At 63.9% G+C, this 19,812-nt stretch carries 18 protein-coding genes; 12 read left to right on the forward strand and 6 right to left on the reverse strand.

What is annotated here, in order from left to right; genetic code table 11:
• The first annotated feature begins 98 nt into the window (after window positions 1-98).
• Window positions 99-398, forward strand: coding sequence for a HigA family addiction module antitoxin (locus ABID26_RS24915; RefSeq protein WP_292298940.1), 300 nt, complete (start codon window positions 99-101; stop codon window positions 396-398).
• An 82-nt stretch (window positions 399-480) separates the two neighbouring features.
• Window positions 481-1,239, forward strand: a complete 759-nt coding sequence (locus ABID26_RS24920) for a DUF502 domain-containing protein (protein ID WP_292298942.1) — start codon at window positions 481-483, stop codon at window positions 1,237-1,239.
• Here the strand turns inward: ABID26_RS24920 and recG are convergent.
• Window positions 1,191-3,299, reverse strand: a complete 2,109-nt coding sequence (recG, locus tag ABID26_RS24925; RefSeq protein WP_292344492.1) for an ATP-dependent DNA helicase RecG — start codon at window positions 3,297-3,299, stop codon at window positions 1,191-1,193. The two genes, ABID26_RS24920 and recG, sit on opposite strands and share 49 nt — an antisense overlap.
• Before the next feature lie 93 nt (window positions 3,300-3,392).
• Between recG and ABID26_RS24930 the strand changes: the two genes are divergently transcribed.
• From ABID26_RS24930 to ABID26_RS24945, 4 genes are all read left to right on the forward strand, one after another.
• A complete protein-coding gene (locus ABID26_RS24930) occupies window positions 3,393-3,680 on the forward strand; it encodes a succinate dehydrogenase assembly factor 2 (RefSeq protein ID WP_126099886.1) in 288 nt (95 codons plus the stop codon).
• 13 nt (window positions 3,681-3,693) lie between these two features.
• Window positions 3,694-7,191 carry a transcription-repair coupling factor gene (gene mfd / locus ABID26_RS24935; RefSeq protein ID WP_292373643.1) on the forward strand — a complete coding sequence of 1,166 codons (3,498 nt, stop codon included), beginning with the start codon at window positions 3,694-3,696 and terminating at the stop codon, window positions 7,189-7,191.
• Between the two features lie 327 nt (window positions 7,192-7,518).
• Window positions 7,519-8,892 carry a class II 3-deoxy-7-phosphoheptulonate synthase gene (locus ABID26_RS24940; RefSeq protein ID WP_126099888.1) on the forward strand — a complete coding sequence of 458 codons (1,374 nt, stop codon included), beginning with the start codon at window positions 7,519-7,521 and terminating at the stop codon, window positions 8,890-8,892.
• 294 nt (window positions 8,893-9,186) lie between these two features.
• On the forward strand, window positions 9,187-9,891 hold the full coding sequence (locus ABID26_RS24945; protein ID WP_126099889.1) for a hypothetical protein: 705 nt from the start codon (window positions 9,187-9,189) through the stop codon (window positions 9,889-9,891).
• On the opposite strand, the gene ABID26_RS24950 is transcribed toward ABID26_RS24945, so the two are convergent.
• The 3 genes from ABID26_RS24950 to ABID26_RS24960 form a co-directional block, all read right to left on the reverse strand.
• Entirely contained in the window at window positions 9,888-10,655 is a 768-nt protein-coding gene (locus tag ABID26_RS24950; RefSeq protein WP_292344494.1) for an RES family NAD+ phosphorylase, read from the reverse strand. The two genes, ABID26_RS24945 and ABID26_RS24950, sit on opposite strands and share 4 nt — an antisense overlap.
• Window positions 10,615-10,992: an antitoxin Xre/MbcA/ParS toxin-binding domain-containing protein gene (locus ABID26_RS24955; protein ID WP_126099891.1), complete on the reverse strand. Its 378-nt coding sequence runs from the start codon at window positions 10,990-10,992 to the stop codon at window positions 10,615-10,617. The genes ABID26_RS24950 and ABID26_RS24955 overlap by 41 nt, the downstream gene beginning before the upstream one ends.
• An 89-nt stretch (window positions 10,993-11,081) precedes the next feature.
• On the reverse strand, window positions 11,082-12,152 hold the full coding sequence (locus ABID26_RS24960) for a GGDEF domain-containing protein (protein ID WP_126099892.1): 1,071 nt from the start codon (window positions 12,150-12,152) through the stop codon (window positions 11,082-11,084).
• A 320-nt stretch (window positions 12,153-12,472) separates the two neighbouring features.
• Here ABID26_RS24960 and ABID26_RS24965 point away from each other — a divergent pair, with 320 nt between their 5' ends.
• Together ABID26_RS24965 and ABID26_RS24970 are read left to right on the forward strand one after the other, a co-directional pair.
• Window positions 12,473-12,892, forward strand: a complete 420-nt coding sequence (locus tag ABID26_RS24965; RefSeq protein WP_126099893.1) for a GFA family protein — start codon at window positions 12,473-12,475, stop codon at window positions 12,890-12,892.
• 79 nt (window positions 12,893-12,971) lie between these two features.
• Window positions 12,972-13,331, forward strand: coding sequence for a diacylglycerol kinase (locus ABID26_RS24970; protein ID WP_292298952.1), 360 nt, complete (start codon window positions 12,972-12,974; stop codon window positions 13,329-13,331).
• Window positions 13,332-13,351: 20 nt separating this feature from the next.
• Here the strand turns inward: ABID26_RS24970 and ABID26_RS24975 are convergent, their stop codons facing one another.
• Window positions 13,352-13,960: a DedA family protein gene (locus tag ABID26_RS24975; RefSeq protein WP_126099895.1), complete on the reverse strand. Its 609-nt coding sequence runs from the start codon at window positions 13,958-13,960 to the stop codon at window positions 13,352-13,354.
• Entirely contained in the window at window positions 13,960-14,520 is a 561-nt protein-coding gene (locus tag ABID26_RS24980; RefSeq protein WP_126099896.1) for a DUF1003 domain-containing protein, read from the reverse strand. The genes ABID26_RS24975 and ABID26_RS24980 overlap by 1 nt, the downstream gene beginning before the upstream one ends.
• A gap of 145 nt (window positions 14,521-14,665) precedes the next feature.
• On the opposite strand from ABID26_RS24980, the gene ABID26_RS24985 reads away from it, so the two are divergent.
• The 4 genes from ABID26_RS24985 (at window position 14,666) to ABID26_RS25000 (ending at window position 19,807) form a co-directional block, all read left to right on the forward strand.
• Complete coding sequence (locus ABID26_RS24985; RefSeq protein WP_126099897.1) at window positions 14,666-15,385, forward strand: DNA-3-methyladenine glycosylase I; 720 nt, start codon at window positions 14,666-14,668, stop codon at window positions 15,383-15,385.
• A gap of 103 nt (window positions 15,386-15,488) precedes the next feature.
• Window positions 15,489-17,201 (forward strand): NAD+ synthase, encoded by a 1,713-nt coding sequence (locus ABID26_RS24990; protein WP_292298955.1) that lies wholly within the window; start codon window positions 15,489-15,491, stop codon window positions 17,199-17,201.
• Between the two features lie 11 nt (window positions 17,202-17,212).
• Entirely contained in the window at window positions 17,213-17,635 is a 423-nt protein-coding gene (locus ABID26_RS24995) for a GNAT family N-acetyltransferase (RefSeq protein ID WP_126099899.1), read from the forward strand.
• Between the two features lie 366 nt (window positions 17,636-18,001).
• A complete protein-coding gene (locus tag ABID26_RS25000) occupies window positions 18,002-19,807 on the forward strand; it encodes an ABC transporter ATP-binding protein (protein WP_126099900.1) in 1,806 nt (601 codons plus the stop codon).
• Window positions 19,808-19,812: the final 5 nt, after the last annotated feature.

Below are 19,812 nucleotides of genomic sequence, written 5' to 3' on the forward strand. Positions count from 1 at the left end.
AATCCCAACGGAAGCAGCTTCCGTTTGGCTTTGTATCATAGCATGATACACGTCGTGGGGAAGGGCACCCACCCCTAACCCATTGAGGATACTGAGCTATGGTCAAGTTCGCACGCCCTATCCACCCCGGGGAATTCCTACGCGAGGAGTATCTGGTGCCGCTAAGCATGAGTGCCGGCGCACTTGCGAAGAAACTTAATCTCCCGCGGACCCGCATCGAACGAATTGTGAAGGAGGAGGTCGGCTTGACTCCGGATACCGCCCTTCGCCTTGCCAGGTTCTTCAACACCACGCCCGAGTTCTGGATGAACTTCCAGAAGGCCTACGAACTCGAGACCGAGGCGGGAAAGATCGCGGCGGAACTTGAGAAGATCGTGCCGATGGATGCGGCGGCTTAGCGGGCATCTTTAAAAACTTCGCAATTCCAAACCGGCTCGCGGTTCACTAATCTGGCATTGCAACCTGCGCTGCGGTGAACTCATGTCCGACGCCCTGAAGACCTCTGGCATGACCCGGCTCAGGAACTATTTCCTGACCGGCTTCATCGTCTGCGCACCGCTGGCGATCACCGCCTATATCGCCTGGTCCCTCATCGGCTGGGTCGATTCCTGGGTGAAGCCTTATATTCCCGCTCGCTACAATCCCGACACCTATCTGCCATTCCCGGTGCCCGGCTTCGGACTTATCGTGGCGCTGGTGCTGATCACGCTGATCGGCTTCCTGACGGCGAACATCGTCGGCCGCGCCATCGTCAATTTCGGCGAGCGGCTGCTCGGCCGCATGCCGCTGGTGCGCGGCATCTACGGTTCGCTGAAGCAGATTTTCGAGACGGTGCTGTCGAATAAGGGCGACCTGTTCCGCCAGGTCGGCCTGGTCGAATACCCGCGAAAAGGGGTTTGGTCGCTGGTCTTCGTCGCCAGCGAGAAGGAAACCGAGATCAACCAGAAGCTCGACCAGGAAGGCGATCCGCTGATCGCGGTGTTCATGCCGTGCACGCCGAACCCGACCACCGGCTTCCTGATGTATGTGCTGAAATCCGAGATCGTACCGCTCGACATGACCATCGAGGACGGCGCCAAGCTGATCGTTTCGGCCGGCATGGTGGCGCCGGAGGTCAAGACCAAGCTGGTGACGCTGAACGGCGAACGGATCGAGGGTCCGCTTGCCAACCCGCCGCTCGGCGCCGGGCCTCAGCCGGCGCGCAGCAAGCGCACCGCTTCATCGCGTCCGAACAGGTAAAGCAGCAGCCGGAGCGCCTCGCCACGTTCGGACTGCAGTTCCGGATCGCGCGACAAGATCAGGCGGGCATCGTCGCGCGCGGCTTCGAGCAGGTCGGCGTGGAACTCGATGCGCGCCACCTGGAAGCCGGGTGTGCCGGACTGGCGGGTGCCAAGCAGCTCGCCTTCGCCGCGCAGCTTCAGGTCCTCCTCGGCGATGCGAAAGCCGTCCTCGGTCTCGCGCATCACTGAAAGCCGGCGCTTCGCCGTCTCGCCGAGCGGGTCCTTGTAGAGCAGCACGCAGGATGACGGCTTGTCGCCGCGCCCAACCCGGCCGCGCAGCTGGTGCAACTGGGCGAGGCCGAAGCGCTCAGCATGCTCGATGACCATGATCGTCGCGTCCGGCACGTCGACACCGACCTCGATCACGGTGGTCGCGATCAGGATGCGCGTCTCGCCTTGCTTGAAGGCGCGCATTGCCTCATCCTTCTCGGCGCCCTTCATGCGGCCGTGCACGAGGCCGATCCGGTCGCCGAAAAGCGGCTTCAGCGACGCAAAACGGTCCTCCGCCGACATCAGCTTGATCTCTTCGGATTCCTCGACCAGCGGGCAGATCCAATAAATCTTCTGGCCTTCGGCGACGGCGTCAACCATGCGCCCGACCAATTCGTCCAGCCGCTCCATCGGCAAGGTGACAGTGCGGATCGGCTGGCGGCCGGCGGGTTTTTCGGTGAGCTTCGAGACATCCATGTCGCCGAAGGCGGTGAGCACCAGCGTGCGCGGAATGGGCGTCGCGGTCATCACCAGCATGTCGGGCGCATCGCCTTTGGCGGTGATCGCCAGCCTCTGGTGGACGCCGAAGCGGTGCTGCTCGTCGACCACGGCAAGCACGAGGTCGTGGAACGTCACCGTTTCCTGGAACAGCGCGTGGGTGCCGACGACGATGTCGATGGCGCCGCTGGCGAGTCCCTCCAGCGTCTCCGTGCGCTCGCGGCCCTTCTCGCGCCCGGTCAGGACGGCCGTGCGCAGCCCGGCTTTTTCCGCGAGCGGCGCGATTGTCGCCAGATGCTGGCGCGCCAGGATCTCGGTCGGTGCCATCAGCGCCGCCTGGCCGCCTGCCTCCACCGCGCGTCCCATGGCGAGCAGGGCGACCACCGTCTTGCCGGAGCCGACATCGCCCTGCAGCAGGCGCAGCATGCGTTCGGGATCGGCGAGGTCGGCATTGATTTCGCCGAGCGCGAATTCCTGGCTAGGGGTGAGCTTGTAAGGCAGGGCCGCGCGCAGCTTTTCGACGATGCGGCCGTCGCCGACCAGCGGCCGCCCCGACAGGCGGCGTATTCTGGCCCGCACCAGCGCCAGCGACACCTGTCCGGCCAGAAATTCGTCGTAAGCCAGGCGCCGCCAGGCCGATCCCTCGACGGCGACGTCGATTGGGTCGGCTGGGTTATGGATGCGGGCGAGCGCATCGCCGAAGGCGGGAAAAGTGTGCCGGCGCATGAAGGCGTCGTCCTGCCATTCCGGCAGTTCCGGCAGGCGGCCGAGTGCTTGCCCGATGGCGCGGCGCAGCACCTTGGCCGACAGGCCGGCGGTGAGCGGATAGACCGGCTCGACCAGCGGCAGACCCTCGGCCTCGTCGATCGGCGCGATATGGTCGGGATGGACCATGGTCGGGCGGCCGTTGAACCACTCCATGCGGCCGGAGATCACGACACGTTCGCCTTCCGGCAGCATCTTCTGCAGATACGCGGCATGGGCATGGAAGAAGGTCAGCGCGATCTCGCCGGTGTCGTCATGGGCGTAGACGCGGTAGGGCACCGACTTGTTGCGCGGGGGCGGCGGCTGATGACGGTCGACACGTACCTCGAGCGTGACGATCTGGCCTTCGGCCGAAAGCGCGATGCCAGGCCGGTTGCGGCGGTCGATCACCGTGTTGGGTAAGACGAACAATAGGTCGGCGGCGCGTGCGGGACGGTCGCCGAGGTCGGCGGGCACGACCCGTTCGATCATGGTCCCGACTTTCGGGCCAATGCCGGCAAGCGAGGTTATCGGGACAAACAAGGGATCGAGGATGGAAGGACGCATGTTGTCAGCTTATGTCGCGACGGCCGCAGCGCAAAGGCTGACACCGGTCGCTATCCACGCTATATGCGCCGCTTCGAACAGGGATGCGGCGCGATGACCGGAACACAGCGATCAAGCGAGGGACTGGACGCCCGCCGCCGTAAGCTCCTGTTCCGCTCCTGGCATCGCGGCATGCGCGAGATGGACCTCATCCTCGGTTCCTTCGCCGATGCCGAGATCGGCGCCTTGACCGGCGACGAAATCGACCAATATGAAAAGCTCCTCGAAATCCCCGACACTGAATTCCTGCCGATGGTCACCGGCGAACGTCCGGTTCCGCCCGATATCGATTGCACTGTGCTGCAAAAGATCCTGGCGTCGCGCCGGACCATGACATTTTGAAAAACGCATATCGATGAGCCTCATTCCTTCCATCGGCCTGCCCAAGGGCCGCGCCGGCCAGTTCATCGTCGACGGCGTCGCCGACGGCTACGAAGCTTTCGCACTGGTGCGGACCGCGCACGAGATCGCGCCCGACAAGCCGGTGCTGTTCGTCGCGCGCGACGGCCAGCGGCTGCCGGCGATCATCGAGGCGCTGGCCTTTGCGGCACCCGGCCTGCCGGTGCTCGAACTGCCGGCCTGGGACTGCCTGCCTTACGACCGTGTTTCGCCGGGCGCGGATGCCGCAGCGCGGCGGCTCGATGCGCTTTCCGCCATCATTGCGCTCGCCAGGAAGCCGCATCGCGCCGTGATCCTCACAACGGCGAATGCGCTCCTGCAGCGCATTCCGCCGGCCGCGTTGATCGAAGCGCAGACTTTCCATGCCAAGCCCGGCAACCAGATCGACATGAACGTGCTGATCGCGCGGCTGGAGAATTCCGGTTTCGAGCGCGTGCCGACCGTGCGCGACGTCGGCGAATTCGCGGTGCGCGGCGGCATCCTCGATCTGTTCGCGCCCGGCTGGAGCGAGGCGCTGAGGCTCGACTTTTTCGGCGACACGCTAGAATCGATCCGTGTCTTCGACGTCGCGACCCAGCGAACCACCGGGCAGCGCAAGTCGATGGCGCTGCAGGCGATGAGCGAAGTGGCGCTGACGCCGGAGACGATCAGCCGCTTCCGCCGCTCCTATATCGAGGCCTTCGGCGCGCCGTCGCGCGACGATGCGCTCTATGCCGCGGTCAGCGAAGGCCGGCGTTTTGCCGGCATGGAGCATTGGCTGCCCTTCTTCTACGAGCGGCTGGAAACCGTCTTCGACTACCTGCCGGATGCGCCTGTCGTCTTTGATCACTTGGCGCATGAGGCGCTGGCCGAGCGCCATACGCTGATCCTCGACCACTATGAGGCGCGCCGCAAGCAGGCCGACGCCGCGCTTAAGGACGCGGTGCCCTACAAGCCGGTGGCGCCGGATCTGCTCTATCTGTCGCCGGAGAACCTCAGGGCTTCGCTTGGCCCGCGCGAGGACATCGACTTCACCGTCTTCGATGCGCCGGATGTTGGAGCCAAGAAGGTCTTTCATGCCGGCTCACGGCATGGCCGCAGCTTCGCCGAGGAGCGCGCCGACCCGAACACCAACGTCTTCGACGTGGTGGTGAAGCATATTGCCGACGAGCGTGCAGCGCGCCGCCGGGTTATCGTCGCCGGCTGGACCGAAGGCTCGCTCGACCGTCTTGGTCAGATCCTCGCCGAACACCATCTCGGCAACCTCAAGCCCGTCGCCACGCTTGCCGAGGTTGAAAAGCTGGAGACGGGGCAGGCGGGGCTTGCCGTGCTGCCGCTCGAATCCGGCTTCGAGACCGACAAGCTGCTCGTCGTCGCCGAGCAGGACATCCTTGGCGACAGGCTGATCCGCCGCGCGAAGCGCAAGAAACGCGCGTCCGACTTCATCGCCGAGGCTTCGTCGCTGTCGTCGGGCGACATTGTCGTCCATACCGATCACGGTATCGGGCGATTTATCGGCCTGCGCACCATCGAAGCGGTGGGCGCGCCGCATGATTGCCTGGAAATCCACTATGCCGGCGACGACCGGCTGTTCCTGCCGGTGGAAAACATCGAGCTTCTGTCGCGCTACGGCTCGGATTCGGCCGAGGCCCCACTCGACAAGCTCGGCGGCGGCGCCTGGCAGGCGCGCAAGGCGCGACTGAAGCGACGCCTGCTCGACATGGCCGGACAGTTGATCCGCATCGCCGCCGAGCGGCAGATGCGCGCGGCGCCCGCCATGATCCCGGCCGAAGGCCTCTATGGCGAGTTCGCGGCACGCTTTCCTTACGAGGAAACCGACGACCAGCAGACGGCGATCGATTCCGTGATGGACGATCTTGGCGCCGGCAAGCCCATGGACCGGCTGGTCTGCGGCGACGTCGGCTTTGGCAAGACGGAAGTGGCGCTGCGCGCCGCCTTCATCGCGGCCCTGGAAGGGTTCCAGGTCGCGGTCGTGGTGCCGACGACGCTGTTGTCGCGGCAGCATTTCAAGACCTTCTCGCAGCGCTTCTCCGGCCTGCCGATCCGCATCGCGCAGGCCTCGCGCCTGGTCGGTTCCAAGGAACTGGCCGAAACCAAGAAGGGTGTCGCCGACGGCACGGTCGACGTCGTCGTCGGCACCCATGCGCTGCTCGGGTCTTCGATTTCGTTCAAGAATCTCGGCCTGCTGATCATCGACGAGGAGCAGCATTTCGGCGTCAAGCACAAGGAGCGGCTGAAGGAGCTGAAGAACGACGTGCATGTGCTGACGCTGTCGGCGACGCCGATCCCGCGCACGCTGCAGCTGGCGCTGACCGGCGTGCGCGAGCTGTCGCTGATCGCCACGCCGCCGGTCGACCGCATGGCGGTGCGCACCTTCATCTCCCCCTTCGATACGCTGGTCATCCGCGAAACGCTGCTGCGCGAGCGCTATCGCGGCGGCCACTCCTTCTATGTGGTGCCGCGCATCAGCGATCTTTCGGAAATCCATGATTTCCTGAGAGAATCCGTGCCGGAGCTGAAGGTGGCGGTCGCCCATGGCCAGATGCCGGCCGGCGAGCTCGACGACATCATGAACGCTTTCTACGACGGCCAGTACGACGTGCTTCTGTCGACGACCATCGTCGAATCCGGCCTCGACATCCCGACGGCGAACACACTGATCATCCACCGCGCCGATATGTTCGGCCTGGCGCAGCTCTATCAGCTGCGCGGTCGTGTGGGCCGCTCCAAGGTGCGCGCCTATGCGCTGTTCACGCTGCCGGCCAACCGCAAGCTCACCGACACCGCCGAGCGGCGGCTGAAGGTGCTGCAGTCGCTCGACACGCTCGGCGCCGGCTTCCAGCTTGCCAGCCACGATCTCGACATTCGGGGCGCCGGCAATCTGCTGGGCGAAGAGCAGTCCGGCCACATCAAGGAGGTCGGTTTCGAGCTTTACCAGCAGATGCTGGAAGAGGCGGTGGCCGAGGTGAAGGATTCGGGCGAAGTGCAGGATGGCGGCTGGTCGCCGCAGATCGCCGTCGGCACCGCCGTGATGATCCCGGAAAGCTATGTGCCCGATTTGCAGCTCAGGATGGCGCTCTATCGCCGCCTCGGTGATCTCGAAACCACCGAGGAGATCGATGGCTTCGGCGCCGAGCTGATCGACCGGTTCGGGCCGCTGCCGGAAGAGGTGACGCATCTTCTGAAGATCGTCTTCATCAAGGCGCTCTGCCGCAGGGCCAATGTCGAGAAGCTCGACGCCGGCCCCAAGGGAGTGGTCATCCATTTCCGCAAGCGCGAATTCCCCAATCCGGTCGGGCTGGTCAAGTTCATCGGCGAGCAGGGCTCATTGGCCAAGATCAGGGCCGACCACAGCGTCGTCTTCATCCGCGACTGGCCGAACGCGGAGAAACGCCTGGCCGGCTCGGCGGTTGTGATGACGCAATTGGCGCGGCTGGTCGACAAAGCCGCCTAAGGCAGGTCGATATTCAGGTGAGGCCGGCCTGCAAATGGCGATTTCCTGCGCGTCCGGTGCTCACGTACTTTCAAGTACGCTCCGCTCCGGTTCTCGGAAACCACCATTTTCGGCTCGGCCTGACCTGAATCTCGACCTACCTCGGGTGGCCAAGGCATTCGCCACTGCTGAAATTCCCGGCTAGAATAGGAAATCGGCTTCGTGTAAGGAGCCGCGATCCTGGGTACAGGGCAGATTTTGCAGGCGAGGGCGCCTGCTTGTTATTGACGCTATTCCGGACGGGAAACCGTTTCCTGGGATTGCTCTGAAAGGGCGTTGGGTGCAGCGATGACGAAATGGTCGCCGAATTCGTGGAGAGCAAAGCCGATCAAGCAGGTTCCGGCCTACCCGGACCTTGCGGCGCTGCGGGCCACGGAAGCGCGGCTCGCCACCTATCCGCCGCTGGTTTTTGCCGGTGAGGCGCGCAAGCTGAAGAAGCAACTGGCGGCGGTCGCCGCCGGCGAAGCCTTCCTGCTCCAGGGCGGCGACTGCGCCGAAAGCTTTGCCGAGCATGGCGCCGACAACATCCGCGACTTCTTCCGCGTCTTCCTGCAGATGTCAGTGGTGCTCACCTTCGCCGGCGCACAGCCGGTGGTGAAGGTCGGCCGCGTCGCCGGCCAGTTCGCCAAGCCGCGCTCCTCCGACAACGAGACCAAGGCCGGCGTGACGCTGCCGAGCTATCGCGGCGACATCATCAACGGCATCGAATTCGATGCTTCCTCGCGCATCCCGGATCCGGCGCGGCAGGAGATGGCGTACCGCCAGTCGGCGGCGACGCTCAATCTTCTGCGCGCCTTCGCGCAGGGCGGCTATGCCAGCCTGGAAAACGTGCATCGCTGGATGCTGGGCTTCGTCGCCGACAGCCCGCAGGGCGAGAAATACGAGTCGCTGGCCAACCGCATCACCGAGACGATGGATTTCATGCGCGCGGTCGGCATAACGTCGGAAACCAATTTCGCGCTGCGCGAGACCGATTTCTACACCAGCCACGAGGCGCTGCTGCTGGGCTACGAGGAGGCGCTGACGCGCGTCGACTCGACCTCCGGCGACTGGTACGCGACCTCCGGCCACATGATCTGGGTCGGCGACCGTACCCGCCAGCCCGACCATGCGCATATCGAATATTGCCGCGGCATCAAGAACCCGCTCGGCCTGAAATGCGGCCCGTCGCTGACGCCGGACGGCCTGCTCGAACTGATCGACCTGCTCAATCCCGAGAACGAGCCCGGCCGGCTGACGCTGATCGCGCGCTTCGGCTCCGACAAGGTCGCCGAGCATCTCCCGAAGCTGGTGCGGGCGGTGAAGAAGGAGGGGCGAAACGTCGTATGGTCGTCCGACCCGATGCACGGCAACACGATCGAGGCGGCCGGCTACAAGACGCGGCCCTTCGACCGCATTCTCAAGGAAGTGCAGACCTTCTTCGAGGTTCACCGCGCCGAGGGCACGCATCCGGGCGGCATCCATGTCGAGATGACCGGCAAGAACGTCACCGAATGCACCGGCGGCGCCCGCGCCATCACGGCGGAAGACCTGCAGGACCGCTACCACACCCATTGCGATCCGCGCCTCAACGCCGACCAGGCGATCGAGCTGGCCTTCCTGGTCTCGGACCTTCTGAAGAAGAGCCATCCGGTCGAGCACAAGCAGGCCGCCAGCGCCTAAAGCAGGTCGCGCGAAAAAGGATCCACGCGACCCGCTTTAGGTTCTTGATTTTAAGCATGTCTTCGTCCCGAAACCGGGCCCACTTTCGGGAGACATGCTTTTAAGCCACTTGCTGGCGATCGAACCCGGGCGCTGGAGGAAATCCGGCGCTCTTTCGTTTGGGACCGGTCCCGCGAGGCGACGTCAGCCAAACCTTACGAAAATTTATAGTTACGCGACCATCGCGAGACCAAGATTAAGGTGGAGGTGTCGCCGCCGCGGCCGAGAGGCCGCGCGCAGGATTCAGGTTCCACCATGCGCCACCAGCACGCCATCATCCATCATCGCGCAATCGATTTCTGGTCGGCGCGCGCGGCGGTGCTCGTCGTCATCTGCCTGCAGCTTCTGGTCATCAACGACCTGTCGTTCGGTCCGCGCTGGCTTGCGCCTGCGATAGAGGCGGCGCTGCTCGTGCCTTTGTCGATCGCGACGGCTTGGACGCAAATGGCGACGCAGAACGCCGTCGACCACGAACATTGGTACGCGATCGGCCGGTTTCGCGTCTTCATTCGCCGCACCGCCTTGGTGATGACCGGCGTCATCAGCATCATGAATTGCGGCTCGCTGGTCTTTCTGGTCCAGAAGCTGCTCGAGGGCCATGCCGGCGCCGGCACGACGCTGCTCGTCGATGCGCTGAACATCTGGGTCACCAATGTCATCGTCTTCGCGCTATGGTTCTGGAGCACCGATCGCGGCGGCCCGCCGACCTGTGGCCTAGTCAAGCGCGCGCATGCCGATTTCCTGTTCCCGCAGATGACGCTGCCCGATCGCGAAACGCGGGACTGGCTGCCCGGCTTCGTCGACTACGTGTTCCTCGCCTTCACCAACGCGACGGCGTTCTCGCCGACCGACACCTTGCCGCTCAGCCAGCGCGCCAAGCTGCTGATGATGGCCGAGGCGATGATCTCGCTGCTGACAATCGCGCTGGTGGCGGCGCGCGCCGTCAACATTTTAGCTTAACGTGCGCGCTCCCAGCGCATGGTCGCCAGCCTTGGATCGGCAAAAGCGGTGCGCGAGAACTCGAGCCGCTTGTCCGGGAATTCGCAGATCGCCTGGACGCCGAGCGAGCCGATGCGAATGCGCCAGGTGTGAGGCTCCAACGGCTTGGCCTTGGCGAAACCCCTGCAGGTCAGCAGCGCGATGTTGGCGCCTTTCGGATCGCGCGCCGAGCGGTAGCGGATCGCCTGCATCTCGGCTTCGCGCGCGACGTCGGCGATGGCCTGGCAGGCGGCATAGTCGGTCGGATGCGTCCACGCCTTCTCGTCGCGGTCGAGCGGTGGCCGGGTGAGGTCGACAGCCTTCTCGCATTTGATCAAAGCGGCAAAGGCCGTGTATTCGGCCGCGTCGTTCGGCCATTGCGTCTGCGGCGATTCAGCGAAGAACAGCAGGCGGTAGAAGGCCATTTCCGTCACCGCCGTCAGCACCGTCTCGGCGGCGTAGTAGACGCCTTTCGTCTTGCCCGCGCGGCGAAAGCGCGAGCCGTACGGATAGATAGAACCGTAGCGGAAGGGCGTCGCGAGCAGATAATGAAGATGGCGGCATTCGAGCGGGATCTGCGGCTTGGTCTCCTCGATGAGGTCCTCCAGCAGGCCCTGCTCGTCGAGCGTGTCGACAAGCTTCAGCGTCGAGACGCGGTGTTGCGCCTCGACCATCCGCCAATACTTGCCTTCGAGCCTGACGGCCTCAGACGAGAGCGCGTCGGGAGTCCAGGTAGGCGATGACATCGACAAGTCCGGCAATGGTCAGGATCTTTTCGAGCGGCATGCCGTCGAGCGCCGTGTTCGGGTTCTTCAGCCATGCCCGGGCGACGGTCTCGTCGCCGCCGACGATGGCGTCGAGCGAGCGGAACAGCCGGACGAACAGCACCGCGAGCTCGAACGGCTTGGTGCCGCGCTCGAGCAGGAATTCCTGCTTGCGCATGCGCGAGACCGTCGCTTCCGAGACGCCGATGACCAGCGCCAGTGTTCTCGCGGTGATGTCGAGCAGGTCGGCCGCGCGCAGCGTGGCCTTGGTGATGACGGCATTCTCCGCCGCCGTCGCGGCAGCGACTGGACGTTGCATTTAGCGCACCCTTTTATTTCTGTGGAAAATATAGTCCACAAAAATTCATTTGGAAAGAGGCGGGTCTGAAGGATGGGTTCGCCCGTCGATCAGTCTTTCTTGTAGAGCAGCCAGCCCTTGCCGGCACGGCCGGCCATGGTGGAATGCCTGGTCACGCGGTTGCGGCCGTTGACCTTGGAGCGGTAGAGCGCGCGGTCGGCCTTGGTGTAGAGGTCTTCGGGGCTGTCGGCCTCGGAGGCCATGCAGATGCCCATCGAGACCGTCACCGTGCCGTAGTTCATCCCGGTCTGGCTGCTGGTGAACGGGGTCTGTTCGATCAGCACGCGGATGCGCTCGGCGATCTGGTAAGTGGCGTCCTCGCTGGCGCCTTCGACGATGAGCGCGAACTCCTCGCCGCCGGTACGGGCCACGAACATGTCGGCGCGGATGCTGGTTTGAAAGATCTCGGCGACGATCTGGATGATCCTGTCGCCGACCGGGTGGCCGTAACGGTCGTTGATGTCCTTGAAGCGATCGATGTCGGCAAGGATGAGCGCATTGAACAGGATACCGCGGTTGCTGTTGTAGATGCGGGTGATTTCCTTGTCGAAGGCGCGGCGATTCCAGATCTGGGTCAGCGGATCGGTATCGGCGAGCCGCTTGTATTCCTCGAGCTTCGACTTGACGCTTTCGAGCTCCGCAGTCTTTTCGCTGAGCGTGCTGGCGACCTGGCGGTTGTGGTCCAGCGTCGAGCTGGTGGCGGTCGACATGGCGCCGGCGATCTTCTGCAGCAGGTCTTGGGAAAGCAGGCTGCGATTGCTCAAGCCGCTCGACGTCTCGTCGAGGATGCGGCCGTATTTCTCGATATGGGTGCGCTCGCTGCGCAACAGCGCGGCGATGTCCTCGAGCTCCTTGGCGACCATCTCGCGGGCGTGCTCGACGATGGCAGGACCGTGGTGCTGCGGGAAGAAAGTGCGCCCGATGTGGTCGAGGTCCTCCTGCGTCGGCCGGTTGCTCAGCGAGACGACGGCAAGGCTGAGCTCGTGATTGCTGCCGCTCAGCGCCTCGTAGAAGATCTCGTAGTTGCGCGGCAGGCCGAGCACGCCAAGCTGGCGCATGGTCGCCACAACGGCGCTGGCGATGTCGCTATTCCTGTCGGTCGGGACGGCTGCCGGCTGCATAGTCTGTTCACTACCCTTCAGTGCGACCGGAGACCTGCCACCACCGGGAGTCGCCCACGCGGGGATTGAATCGGAATCGTGAATGCGAGGGCGTGTCCCCAACACGACCTTCGCTTGCAGGAATCATAGATGCAGTTGCGCTAAAGTTTCCTTAATGGCCTGCATTTCCTCATCCTCTCTGCTACCACAGGCTGTAATCCGGAGCGGACATGGCTTTTGAAACGTGGCTTTTCGGTGTCGCATTTGCCTGCGCCCGGCGACCGGAAAGCTGGAATTCTGTCCGGCAACGATCGAGACAAGCGATGTAAGAGGAGGCCGGGATGGATGGAAATCACAGTGGATCGTGCCTGTGCGGAGCGGTGCGCTTCAGGACGAGGGGCCCTTTGCGCGGCGTGGTCTATTGCCATTGCTCGCAATGCCGCAAGCAGACCGGCCATTTCGTTGCCGCGACTTCCTCGAAGGATGCCGACATCGACATAGAAGGAGCCGATGCGCTCACCTGGTACGGCGCTTCCGAAGTTGCGAAACGTGGCTTCTGCCGCAGTTGCGGCTCGGTGCTGTTCTGGAAGCACAACGAACTGGACACCATCTCGATCATGGCAGGTTCGTTCGACAGGCCGAGCGGTCTGTCGGCCGAGAGCCATATCTTTGTCGGCGACAAGGGAGATTACTACGCGATCGACGACGGATTGCCGCAATTCGAGAAGTCGACGCCATCGATAAAGGTCGCGGACGAATGATTTTTGCGGCGGCTGTCTTATTCCCTTGATCTGGACGTTGCGATATCCCCCCTGACTGTGATTCGAAACGGGGCTGGGCATGCAGCGGCTGATCGACGCTTTTATCAATTCGGTGCGGGCCTTCCGCAGGCTGGCGGCCACCGAAACAGCATTTCAGCAGGAGCTGATGCTCCTGGCGCTCGCCCTGCCGGCCGGCTGGTTCATCTCGGTATCCTGGCGCGGCTATGCCTTGCTGATCGGCGCGGTTCTGCTCCTGATCGTGGTCGAGGTGATCAACACCGGCCTCGAGGCGGCGTGCGACGCCATCTCCCGCGAGTTCCATATCGACATACAGCTCGCCAAGGACTGCGGCTCGCTCGCCGTGCTGATTTCGATTCTGATTGCCGCCGGTGTCTGGGTCATCGCTGTCATCGAGCGCATCGCAGGGGCGCCGATCTGATCATAGGCGCTGCCCTCTGATCAGCGATTTGCCTGACCATCGCTCGCGTCCTTGACGCGTTCCCTTCGGGCAAAGTGGCGGGCGACCAGCCAGGCAAGGATCGCCACCCCTAGACCAACGGCCAGCGCAATCAGCAGGCGCTCGTGACGGGCGAAGGCCTGGCCGACCATGCGTTCCGCGCCCAATCCGAAGACGTAGCCGACGGTGCCGAACAAGGCCGCCCAGACCGCCGATGAGATGGCGTTCAGGATGACAAAGCGCGGCACCGAAACGGTCGACAGCCCGGCGGCGATGCCGCCGACAAGGCGCATCCCGTAGACGTAGCGGTTGGTCAGCACAAAGATGTTGGGGTGGGTGTTGAGCAGCCGGTAGGCGCGCCGGAAACCGGGCCGCTTGCGCAGCCCGACGACATAGGGATGGTCGGCGAAGCTGCGGCCGAGAGTGAAGAAGAACGTGTCGCCGGCGAAGGCGCCGAGAAACGCGGCCAGGAAGGCCTGCCAGAGCACGAATATCTGCTGATGCGCGAAGAAGCCGCCAAGGATGGCGGCGCTTTCGCCCTCGGCGACGCAGCCCAGGAAGACCGCGACCAGCCCGTATTGCTCGATGAGACGGTGGATGGCTTCGGTCATCAGCTTGCCGGCCGCGCCGAGAGCTTCTCGTCGATGCGCCTGATCTGCTCGGCCATGCGCAGTATCTCGTGACGCATGCCGATGATCTCGCTGTGGCGCAGTTCGTCGAGCTTCTCATGCAGGGCCATGATCTCGATCTCCGCCTTCAGGTTGACCTCGTAGTCGTGTGCGGCGTCGATGCGGTCGCGTTCGGTCTGCCGGTTTTGCGACATCATGATCACCGGCGCCTGCAGGGCGGCGATCATGGAGAGCACGAGGTTGAGAAAGATGAACGGGTAGGGATCGAAGGCGTCGCGCATCAGCAGCCAGGCATTGCCGAAGGTCCACAGGATCAGAAAGGCGATGAAGCCGAGAATGAAGGACCATGAGCCGCCGACCCTGGCGATGGTGTCGGCGATGCGGTCGCCATAGGTCTGGTGAAAGGCGACGGCCTTGTTGGTGTCGCGGGTGACGGTTGTGCGATCGATAGCGCTTTGCAGCACCCGGCTCTCCAGGGCGCTAAGACCGTCAGGCTTCCGCTTCAGCCAGCGGTTCGCCAGATCCTCGACCGTCTTGTTCATCGTCCTCTCCATCGTCAGGCCCGCATTTTTCACGCAATTCCGGACGGAAAACCGCGGCGCACTTTTTCCTGGAATTGCTCATAGAGGTAGAGGCTGTCGGCCAGAACGGGAAGTGATAGATTGGTCGGAACAGGCGAGGGCAGAGATGGCCGATTTCCAGAAGATTCGTGCCCGGGCGGCAAAGCGCAAGGGTGGTGAAGAGGCGCTGGCGTCGCTGCTTGGACCGATGCCCGACAATCAGGCGGTGGCGAAAATCCCCGACGACCGCATCCTGTCCACCATGGCCGAGCGGATCTTTGCCGCCGGCTTCGTCTGGCGCGTCATCGAGCAGAAATGGCCGGGCTTCGAGGAGGCGTTCCTCGGCTTCGAGCCGAAGCGGCTCCTGTTCCAGCCGGACGATTTCTGGCACGAGCTGGCATCCGACAAGCGCATCGTGCGCAACCCGCAAAAGATCAAATCCATTCGGGACAATGCGGCCTTCGTCGACCGCGTCTCGAAGGAGCATGGCAGCTTCGGCAAGTTCCTCGCCGAATGGCCGGCCGACGATCAGGTCGGGCTCACCGCCTATCTCGGCAAGCACGGCAGCCGGCTCGGCGGCAACACTGGCCAGTATTTCCTGCGCTGGCTGGAGTGGGACACCTTCATCGTCTCATCCGACATGGCGGCCGCGTTGCGGGACGCCGGCCTCGATATCGCCGAAAGCCCGACCTCGAAGCGGGATCTCGACAAGATCCAGACCCAACTCAACAAATGGGCAGCCGAAACCGCGCTGCCGCGGCGGCACATCTCGCGCATCCTGGCGATGTCGATCGGCGAGAACCATTCGCCCGAGACGCTGCGCGAATATATGGGCGAGCAAGCCTGACCGCCTTCGGTTCTCGGCCGGAATCATGGCTTCGCCGATCATGGCCGAGGTGGCACAAGCAATCGCCATTGCCCGGCGAATTCCACCACGCTAAACCCAAGTCATGACCCAGACCGCTCCCGACATCCTGCGCATCGCCGTCGCTCAATTGAACCCGACTGTCGGGGATGTCGCCGGCAATCTCGCCAAGGCGCGCGAGGCGAGGGCGGATGCGGCCCGCCAGGGCGCCGAACTCGTGCTCTACACCGAGCTCTTCCTTGCCGGCTATCCGCCGGAAGACCTGGTGCTGAAGCCGGCCTTCCTGAAAGCTTGCGAAAAGGCGGCGCAAGATATCGCCAAGGACACGGCCGATGGCGGTCCGGGCGTCATCATCGGCACACCGCTCAAGCGCAAGTCGGGCACGCATAATTCGATCGTCTTCGCCGATGGCGGCAAGATCATCGCCGAGCGTTACAAGCTCGACCTGCCGAACTATGGCGAGTTCGACGAGAAGCGCGTCTTCCAGGCCGGGCCGGAACTGCAGGGACCGGTGAATTTCCGCGGCGTGCGCATCGGCATCCCGATCTGCGAGGACATTTGGGGCGACATCGCCGTCTGCGAGACGCTGGCCGAAAGCGGCGCAGAGATCCTCCTGGTGCCGAACGGCTCGCCCTACTATCGCGCCAAGATCGACGTCCGCCACCAGGTCGTCATCCGCCAGGTCATCGAAACCGGTTTGCCGATAATCTATGCCAACCAGCTTGGCGGCCAAGATGAGTTGATCTTCGACGGCGCCTCGTTTGCCATCGGCGCCGACAAGACGCTCGCCTTCCAGATGAGCCAGTTCGAGGACGCGGTCGCCGTCACCACCTGGAAGAGAAGCCGCGTCGCCGCAGGCGCGCAAAATGCAAATAATTCCGATCGCTGGGTCTGCTCGGAAGGGCCGATGTCGAAAATCCCCGACCGGGAAGAGGCCGACTACCGTGCCTGCATGCTCGGCCTGCGCGACTACGTCAACAAGAACGGCTTCAAGAACGTGGTGCTCGGCCTCTCCGGCGGCATCGACTCCGCTATCTGCGCCGCATTGGCCGTCGACGCGCTCGGCGAGGAGCGGCTGCGCACGGTCATGATGCCCTATCGGTACACGTCGAAGGACTCGCTGAAGGATGCCGAGGACTGCGCCCGGGCGCTCGGCTGCCGCTACGATATCGTGCCGATCTTCGAGCCGGTCGAAGGTTTCAGGCATGCACTCACTCAGCTTTTCGAAGGCACCCAGGAAGGCATCACCGAGGAGAACCTGCAGAGCCGGGCGCGCGGCACGATCCTGATGGCGATCTCCAACAAATTCGGCTCGATGGTGGTCACGACAGGCAACAAGAGCGAGATGTCGGTCGGCTACGCCACGCTCTATGGCGACATGAACGGCGGCTTCAATCCGATCAAGGACCTCTACAAGATGCAGGTCTACGCGCTCTCGCGATGGCGCAACAGCCATGTGCCGCCCGGCGCGCTCGGGCCATCGGGCGAGGTGATCCCGAAGAACATCATCGACAAGGCGCCGTCGGCGGAACTGCGCGAGAACCAGACCGACCAGGATTCGCTGCCGCCCTATCCGGTGTTGGACGACATCCTAGAATGCCTGGTCGAGAACGAGATGAGCGTCGACGATATCGTCGCGCGCGGCCATGACCGTGCAACGGTCAACCGTGTCGAGCATCTGCTCTACATCGCCGAGTACAAGCGCCGGCAGGCGGCACCCGGCGTGAAGATCACCAGGAAGAATTTCGGCCGCGACCGCCGCTACCCGATCACCAACCGGTTTCGGGATCGCGGCTAGCGTATCTCAGTATGTCGGCCCAGCCCACGCCTGACGTTGAAATCAGCTTTGACCCGTCACGGATCGATTTCCGGGCGACCTCGGACCAGTTGATGGCGAGCTATTGGGGGAGCGCGCGCAGCGATGAGGCGCATCATCGGGCCTTCGCCAACTCACTTTGCGTCGGCGCCTATATCGATAGAAAGCAGGTCGGCTTCGCCCGCGCGATCACCGACTATACGGTCTTTGCCTACCTTGCCGACGTCATCATCTGGCCGGAGCATCGCGGACAAGGCATCGGCATTCGGCTCGTGCAGGCGCTCATCGACCATCCAGACCTGAAGACCGTGTCTCACTGGAGCCTCTCGACCAACGACGCCCACAGCCTCTATCAGAAGTTCGGGTTCGAGATCGACGGGCGCTATATGCGACTGGAACGCAATCCCGCAGCCTGAATTTGCAGGATCGCCACAACCCGCCGTTGTTGCAAAATAGTACCAGTGCTTGGACCAGATGTTGTTTTGGGGACAGCCTGCCTTGGCGAGGTAGTGGGCCACCTCTATAAGAGCCTCTTCGCGATTCCCGATCGGGAGGACCGTATGGCAGGATTTGACATCGTTATGCGAGGCCGCGAGGCCTAGGTCCCCGCCGCTCCGAAGCACTTTCGGAGCAAGGCAGGACTTAGGAGGGGCTTTCGCCGCTGCAGGTCGCCGCCTCGGGCGAGCGGCCAGCCATACTGAACCTCCGCATTGCAAGGCGCCGCCGCGGGTTTTCCAATTTGACTTTACCGGGACCGGGCACGTTCGCGCCCGGATGATATCATGGCTCGTTTCAAGATCGATCTGCGCGCCAGCGCCTTTCGCAGCGTGCTCGGCTTTACGTTCGGCCACTGGCGGCGGCAGCCGTGGCGGCTGTCGCTCATCATGGGCGCGTTCCTGCTGTCGACGCTCGCCGACGTGCTGACACCGCTCTACTCCGGGCGGCTGGTCGATGCGGTCGCCAGCAGCGCCGGCGCCGATGAGGTCGCCTGGCACGCCGCAATGACGGCGTTCTCCATCCTGATCGCGCTGGCGCTGGCCAGCGTCGTGCTGCGCAACGCCGCCTTCCTATGGATCGTCGAACTGACGTTGAAGATGATGTCGGACATCGCCGCCGACGCCTTCCACCGCGTGCAGCGCTTTTCGACGGATTGGCATGCCAACAGCTTCGCCGGCTCGACCGTGCGCAAGATCACGCGCGGCATGTGGGCGCTCGACCTGCTCAACGACACGATCCTGATCGCGCTGCTGCCGTCGGTTGTGATGCTGGTCGGATCGACGCTGCTGCTCGGCTGGTTCTGGCCGATGATGGGATTGGTGGTCGCCATCGGCTCGGTGCTTTTCATTGCCATCACCGCGATGCTGTCGCTAGGCCATGTCGCGCCGGCGGCACGTCTTGCCAACAGTTGGGACACGCGCCTCGGCGGCGCGCTGGCCGACGCAGTGAGCTGCAACGCGGTGGTCAAGGGTTTCGGCGCCGAGACCCGCGAGGAGGCACGCCTTGCCACGGTCGTGGCCAAATGGCGCCTGCGCACCGGCCGCACCTGGATGCGCGGCACGCTCAACGGCACCACGCAAGGGGCGATGCTGCTGCTGATGCGGGCCGCGGTGATCGGCCTGGCGCTCATGCTTTGGACGTGGGGCGAGGCAAGTGCCGGCGACATCGCCTTCGTGCTGACGTCGTTCTTCGTCCTGCAGGGCTATCTGCGCGATATCGGCACGCATATCCGCAACCTGCAGCGCTCGATCAACGACATGGAGGAACTGGTCGACTTCCAGTCCGAACCGCTCGGCATCGAGGATCGGCGAGGCGCCAAGCCTATCAGGATCACCGACGGCCGTATCGCCTTCGACAGGGTGACGTTCCATTACGGCAATCATCGGCTGCCGCTCTATCGCGACTTCTCGGTCGACGTAGCGGCGGGCGAGCGCATCGGACTGGTCGGGCATTCGGGATCGGGCAAGACGACCTTCGTCAAGCTGATCCAGCGCCTCTATGACGTGAATGCGGGTCGGATCCTGATCGACGGCCAGGACATTTCGCGGGTTGAGCAGGCATCGCTGCGCAGCCAGATCGCCATCGTGCAGCAGGAGCCGATCCTGTTCCACCGGTCGCTGGCCGAGAACATCGCCTATGCCAGGCCGGGCGCCACCCAGGCCGAGATCGAGCATGCGGCGAAGCTCGCCAGCGCGCACGACTTCATCGCCAATCTGCCCAAGGGCTACGGAACCCTGGTCGGCGAGCGCGGCGTGAAGCTGTCGGGCGGCGAGCGCCAGCGCGTGGCGATCGCGCGCGCCTTCCTGGCCGATGCGCGCATCCTGATCCTCGACGAGGCGACATCGAGCCTCGATTCCGAATCGGAGGTGCTCATCCAGAAGGCGATGGAGCGGCTGATGGTCGGGCGCACGACATTGGTCATCGCGCACCGGCTTTCTACCGTGCGTGCGCTCGACCGGCTGCTGGTCTTCGACCGCGGCCGCATCATCGAGGAAGGCTCGCATGACGAGCTGATCCGGCTGAATGGCGGCATCTATCGGCGGCTGTTCGAGCGCCAGGCGCTCGAGCTGACCAAGGGGCTCGTCATGTAAAGTGA

Source organism: Mesorhizobium shonense (assembly GCF_040545255.1).
Classification (GTDB): Bacteria; Pseudomonadota; Alphaproteobacteria; order Rhizobiales; family Rhizobiaceae; genus Mesorhizobium; species Mesorhizobium shonense.

What these genes read in the sequence shown, in the direction of transcription:
- ABID26_RS24915 (WP_292298940.1), top strand. Translation starts at nt 99, where the DNA reads ATGGTCAAGTTCGCACGCCCTATCCACCCCGGGGAATTCCTACGCGAG.
- ABID26_RS24920 (WP_292298942.1), top strand. Translation starts at nt 481, where the DNA reads ATGTCCGACGCCCTGAAGACCTCTGGCATGACCCGGCTCAGGAACTAT.
- recG (WP_292344492.1), bottom strand. Translation starts at nt 3,299, where the DNA reads ATGCGTCCTTCCATCCTCGATCCCTTGTTTGTCCCGATAACCTCGCTT.
- ABID26_RS24930 (WP_126099886.1), top strand. Translation starts at nt 3,393, where the DNA reads ATGACCGGAACACAGCGATCAAGCGAGGGACTGGACGCCCGCCGCCGT.
- mfd (WP_292373643.1), top strand. Translation starts at nt 3,694, where the DNA reads ATGAGCCTCATTCCTTCCATCGGCCTGCCCAAGGGCCGCGCCGGCCAG.
- ABID26_RS24940 (WP_126099888.1), top strand. Translation starts at nt 7,519, where the DNA reads ATGACGAAATGGTCGCCGAATTCGTGGAGAGCAAAGCCGATCAAGCAG.
- ABID26_RS24945 (WP_126099889.1), top strand. Translation starts at nt 9,187, where the DNA reads ATGCGCCACCAGCACGCCATCATCCATCATCGCGCAATCGATTTCTGG.
- ABID26_RS24950 (WP_292344494.1), bottom strand. Translation starts at nt 10,655, where the DNA reads ATGTCATCGCCTACCTGGACTCCCGACGCGCTCTCGTCTGAGGCCGTC.
- ABID26_RS24955 (WP_126099891.1), bottom strand. Translation starts at nt 10,992, where the DNA reads ATGCAACGTCCAGTCGCTGCCGCGACGGCGGCGGAGAATGCCGTCATC.
- ABID26_RS24960 (WP_126099892.1), bottom strand. Translation starts at nt 12,152, where the DNA reads ATGCAGCCGGCAGCCGTCCCGACCGACAGGAATAGCGACATCGCCAGC.
- ABID26_RS24965 (WP_126099893.1), top strand. Translation starts at nt 12,473, where the DNA reads ATGGATGGAAATCACAGTGGATCGTGCCTGTGCGGAGCGGTGCGCTTC.
- ABID26_RS24970 (WP_292298952.1), top strand. Translation starts at nt 12,972, where the DNA reads ATGCAGCGGCTGATCGACGCTTTTATCAATTCGGTGCGGGCCTTCCGC.
- ABID26_RS24975 (WP_126099895.1), bottom strand. Translation starts at nt 13,960, where the DNA reads ATGACCGAAGCCATCCACCGTCTCATCGAGCAATACGGGCTGGTCGCG.
- ABID26_RS24980 (WP_126099896.1), bottom strand. Translation starts at nt 14,520, where the DNA reads ATGAACAAGACGGTCGAGGATCTGGCGAACCGCTGGCTGAAGCGGAAG.
- ABID26_RS24985 (WP_126099897.1), top strand. Translation starts at nt 14,666, where the DNA reads ATGGCCGATTTCCAGAAGATTCGTGCCCGGGCGGCAAAGCGCAAGGGT.
- ABID26_RS24990 (WP_292298955.1), top strand. Translation starts at nt 15,489, where the DNA reads ATGACCCAGACCGCTCCCGACATCCTGCGCATCGCCGTCGCTCAATTG.
- ABID26_RS24995 (WP_126099899.1), top strand. Translation starts at nt 17,213, where the DNA reads ATGTCGGCCCAGCCCACGCCTGACGTTGAAATCAGCTTTGACCCGTCA.
- ABID26_RS25000 (WP_126099900.1), top strand. Translation starts at nt 18,002, where the DNA reads ATGGCTCGTTTCAAGATCGATCTGCGCGCCAGCGCCTTTCGCAGCGTG.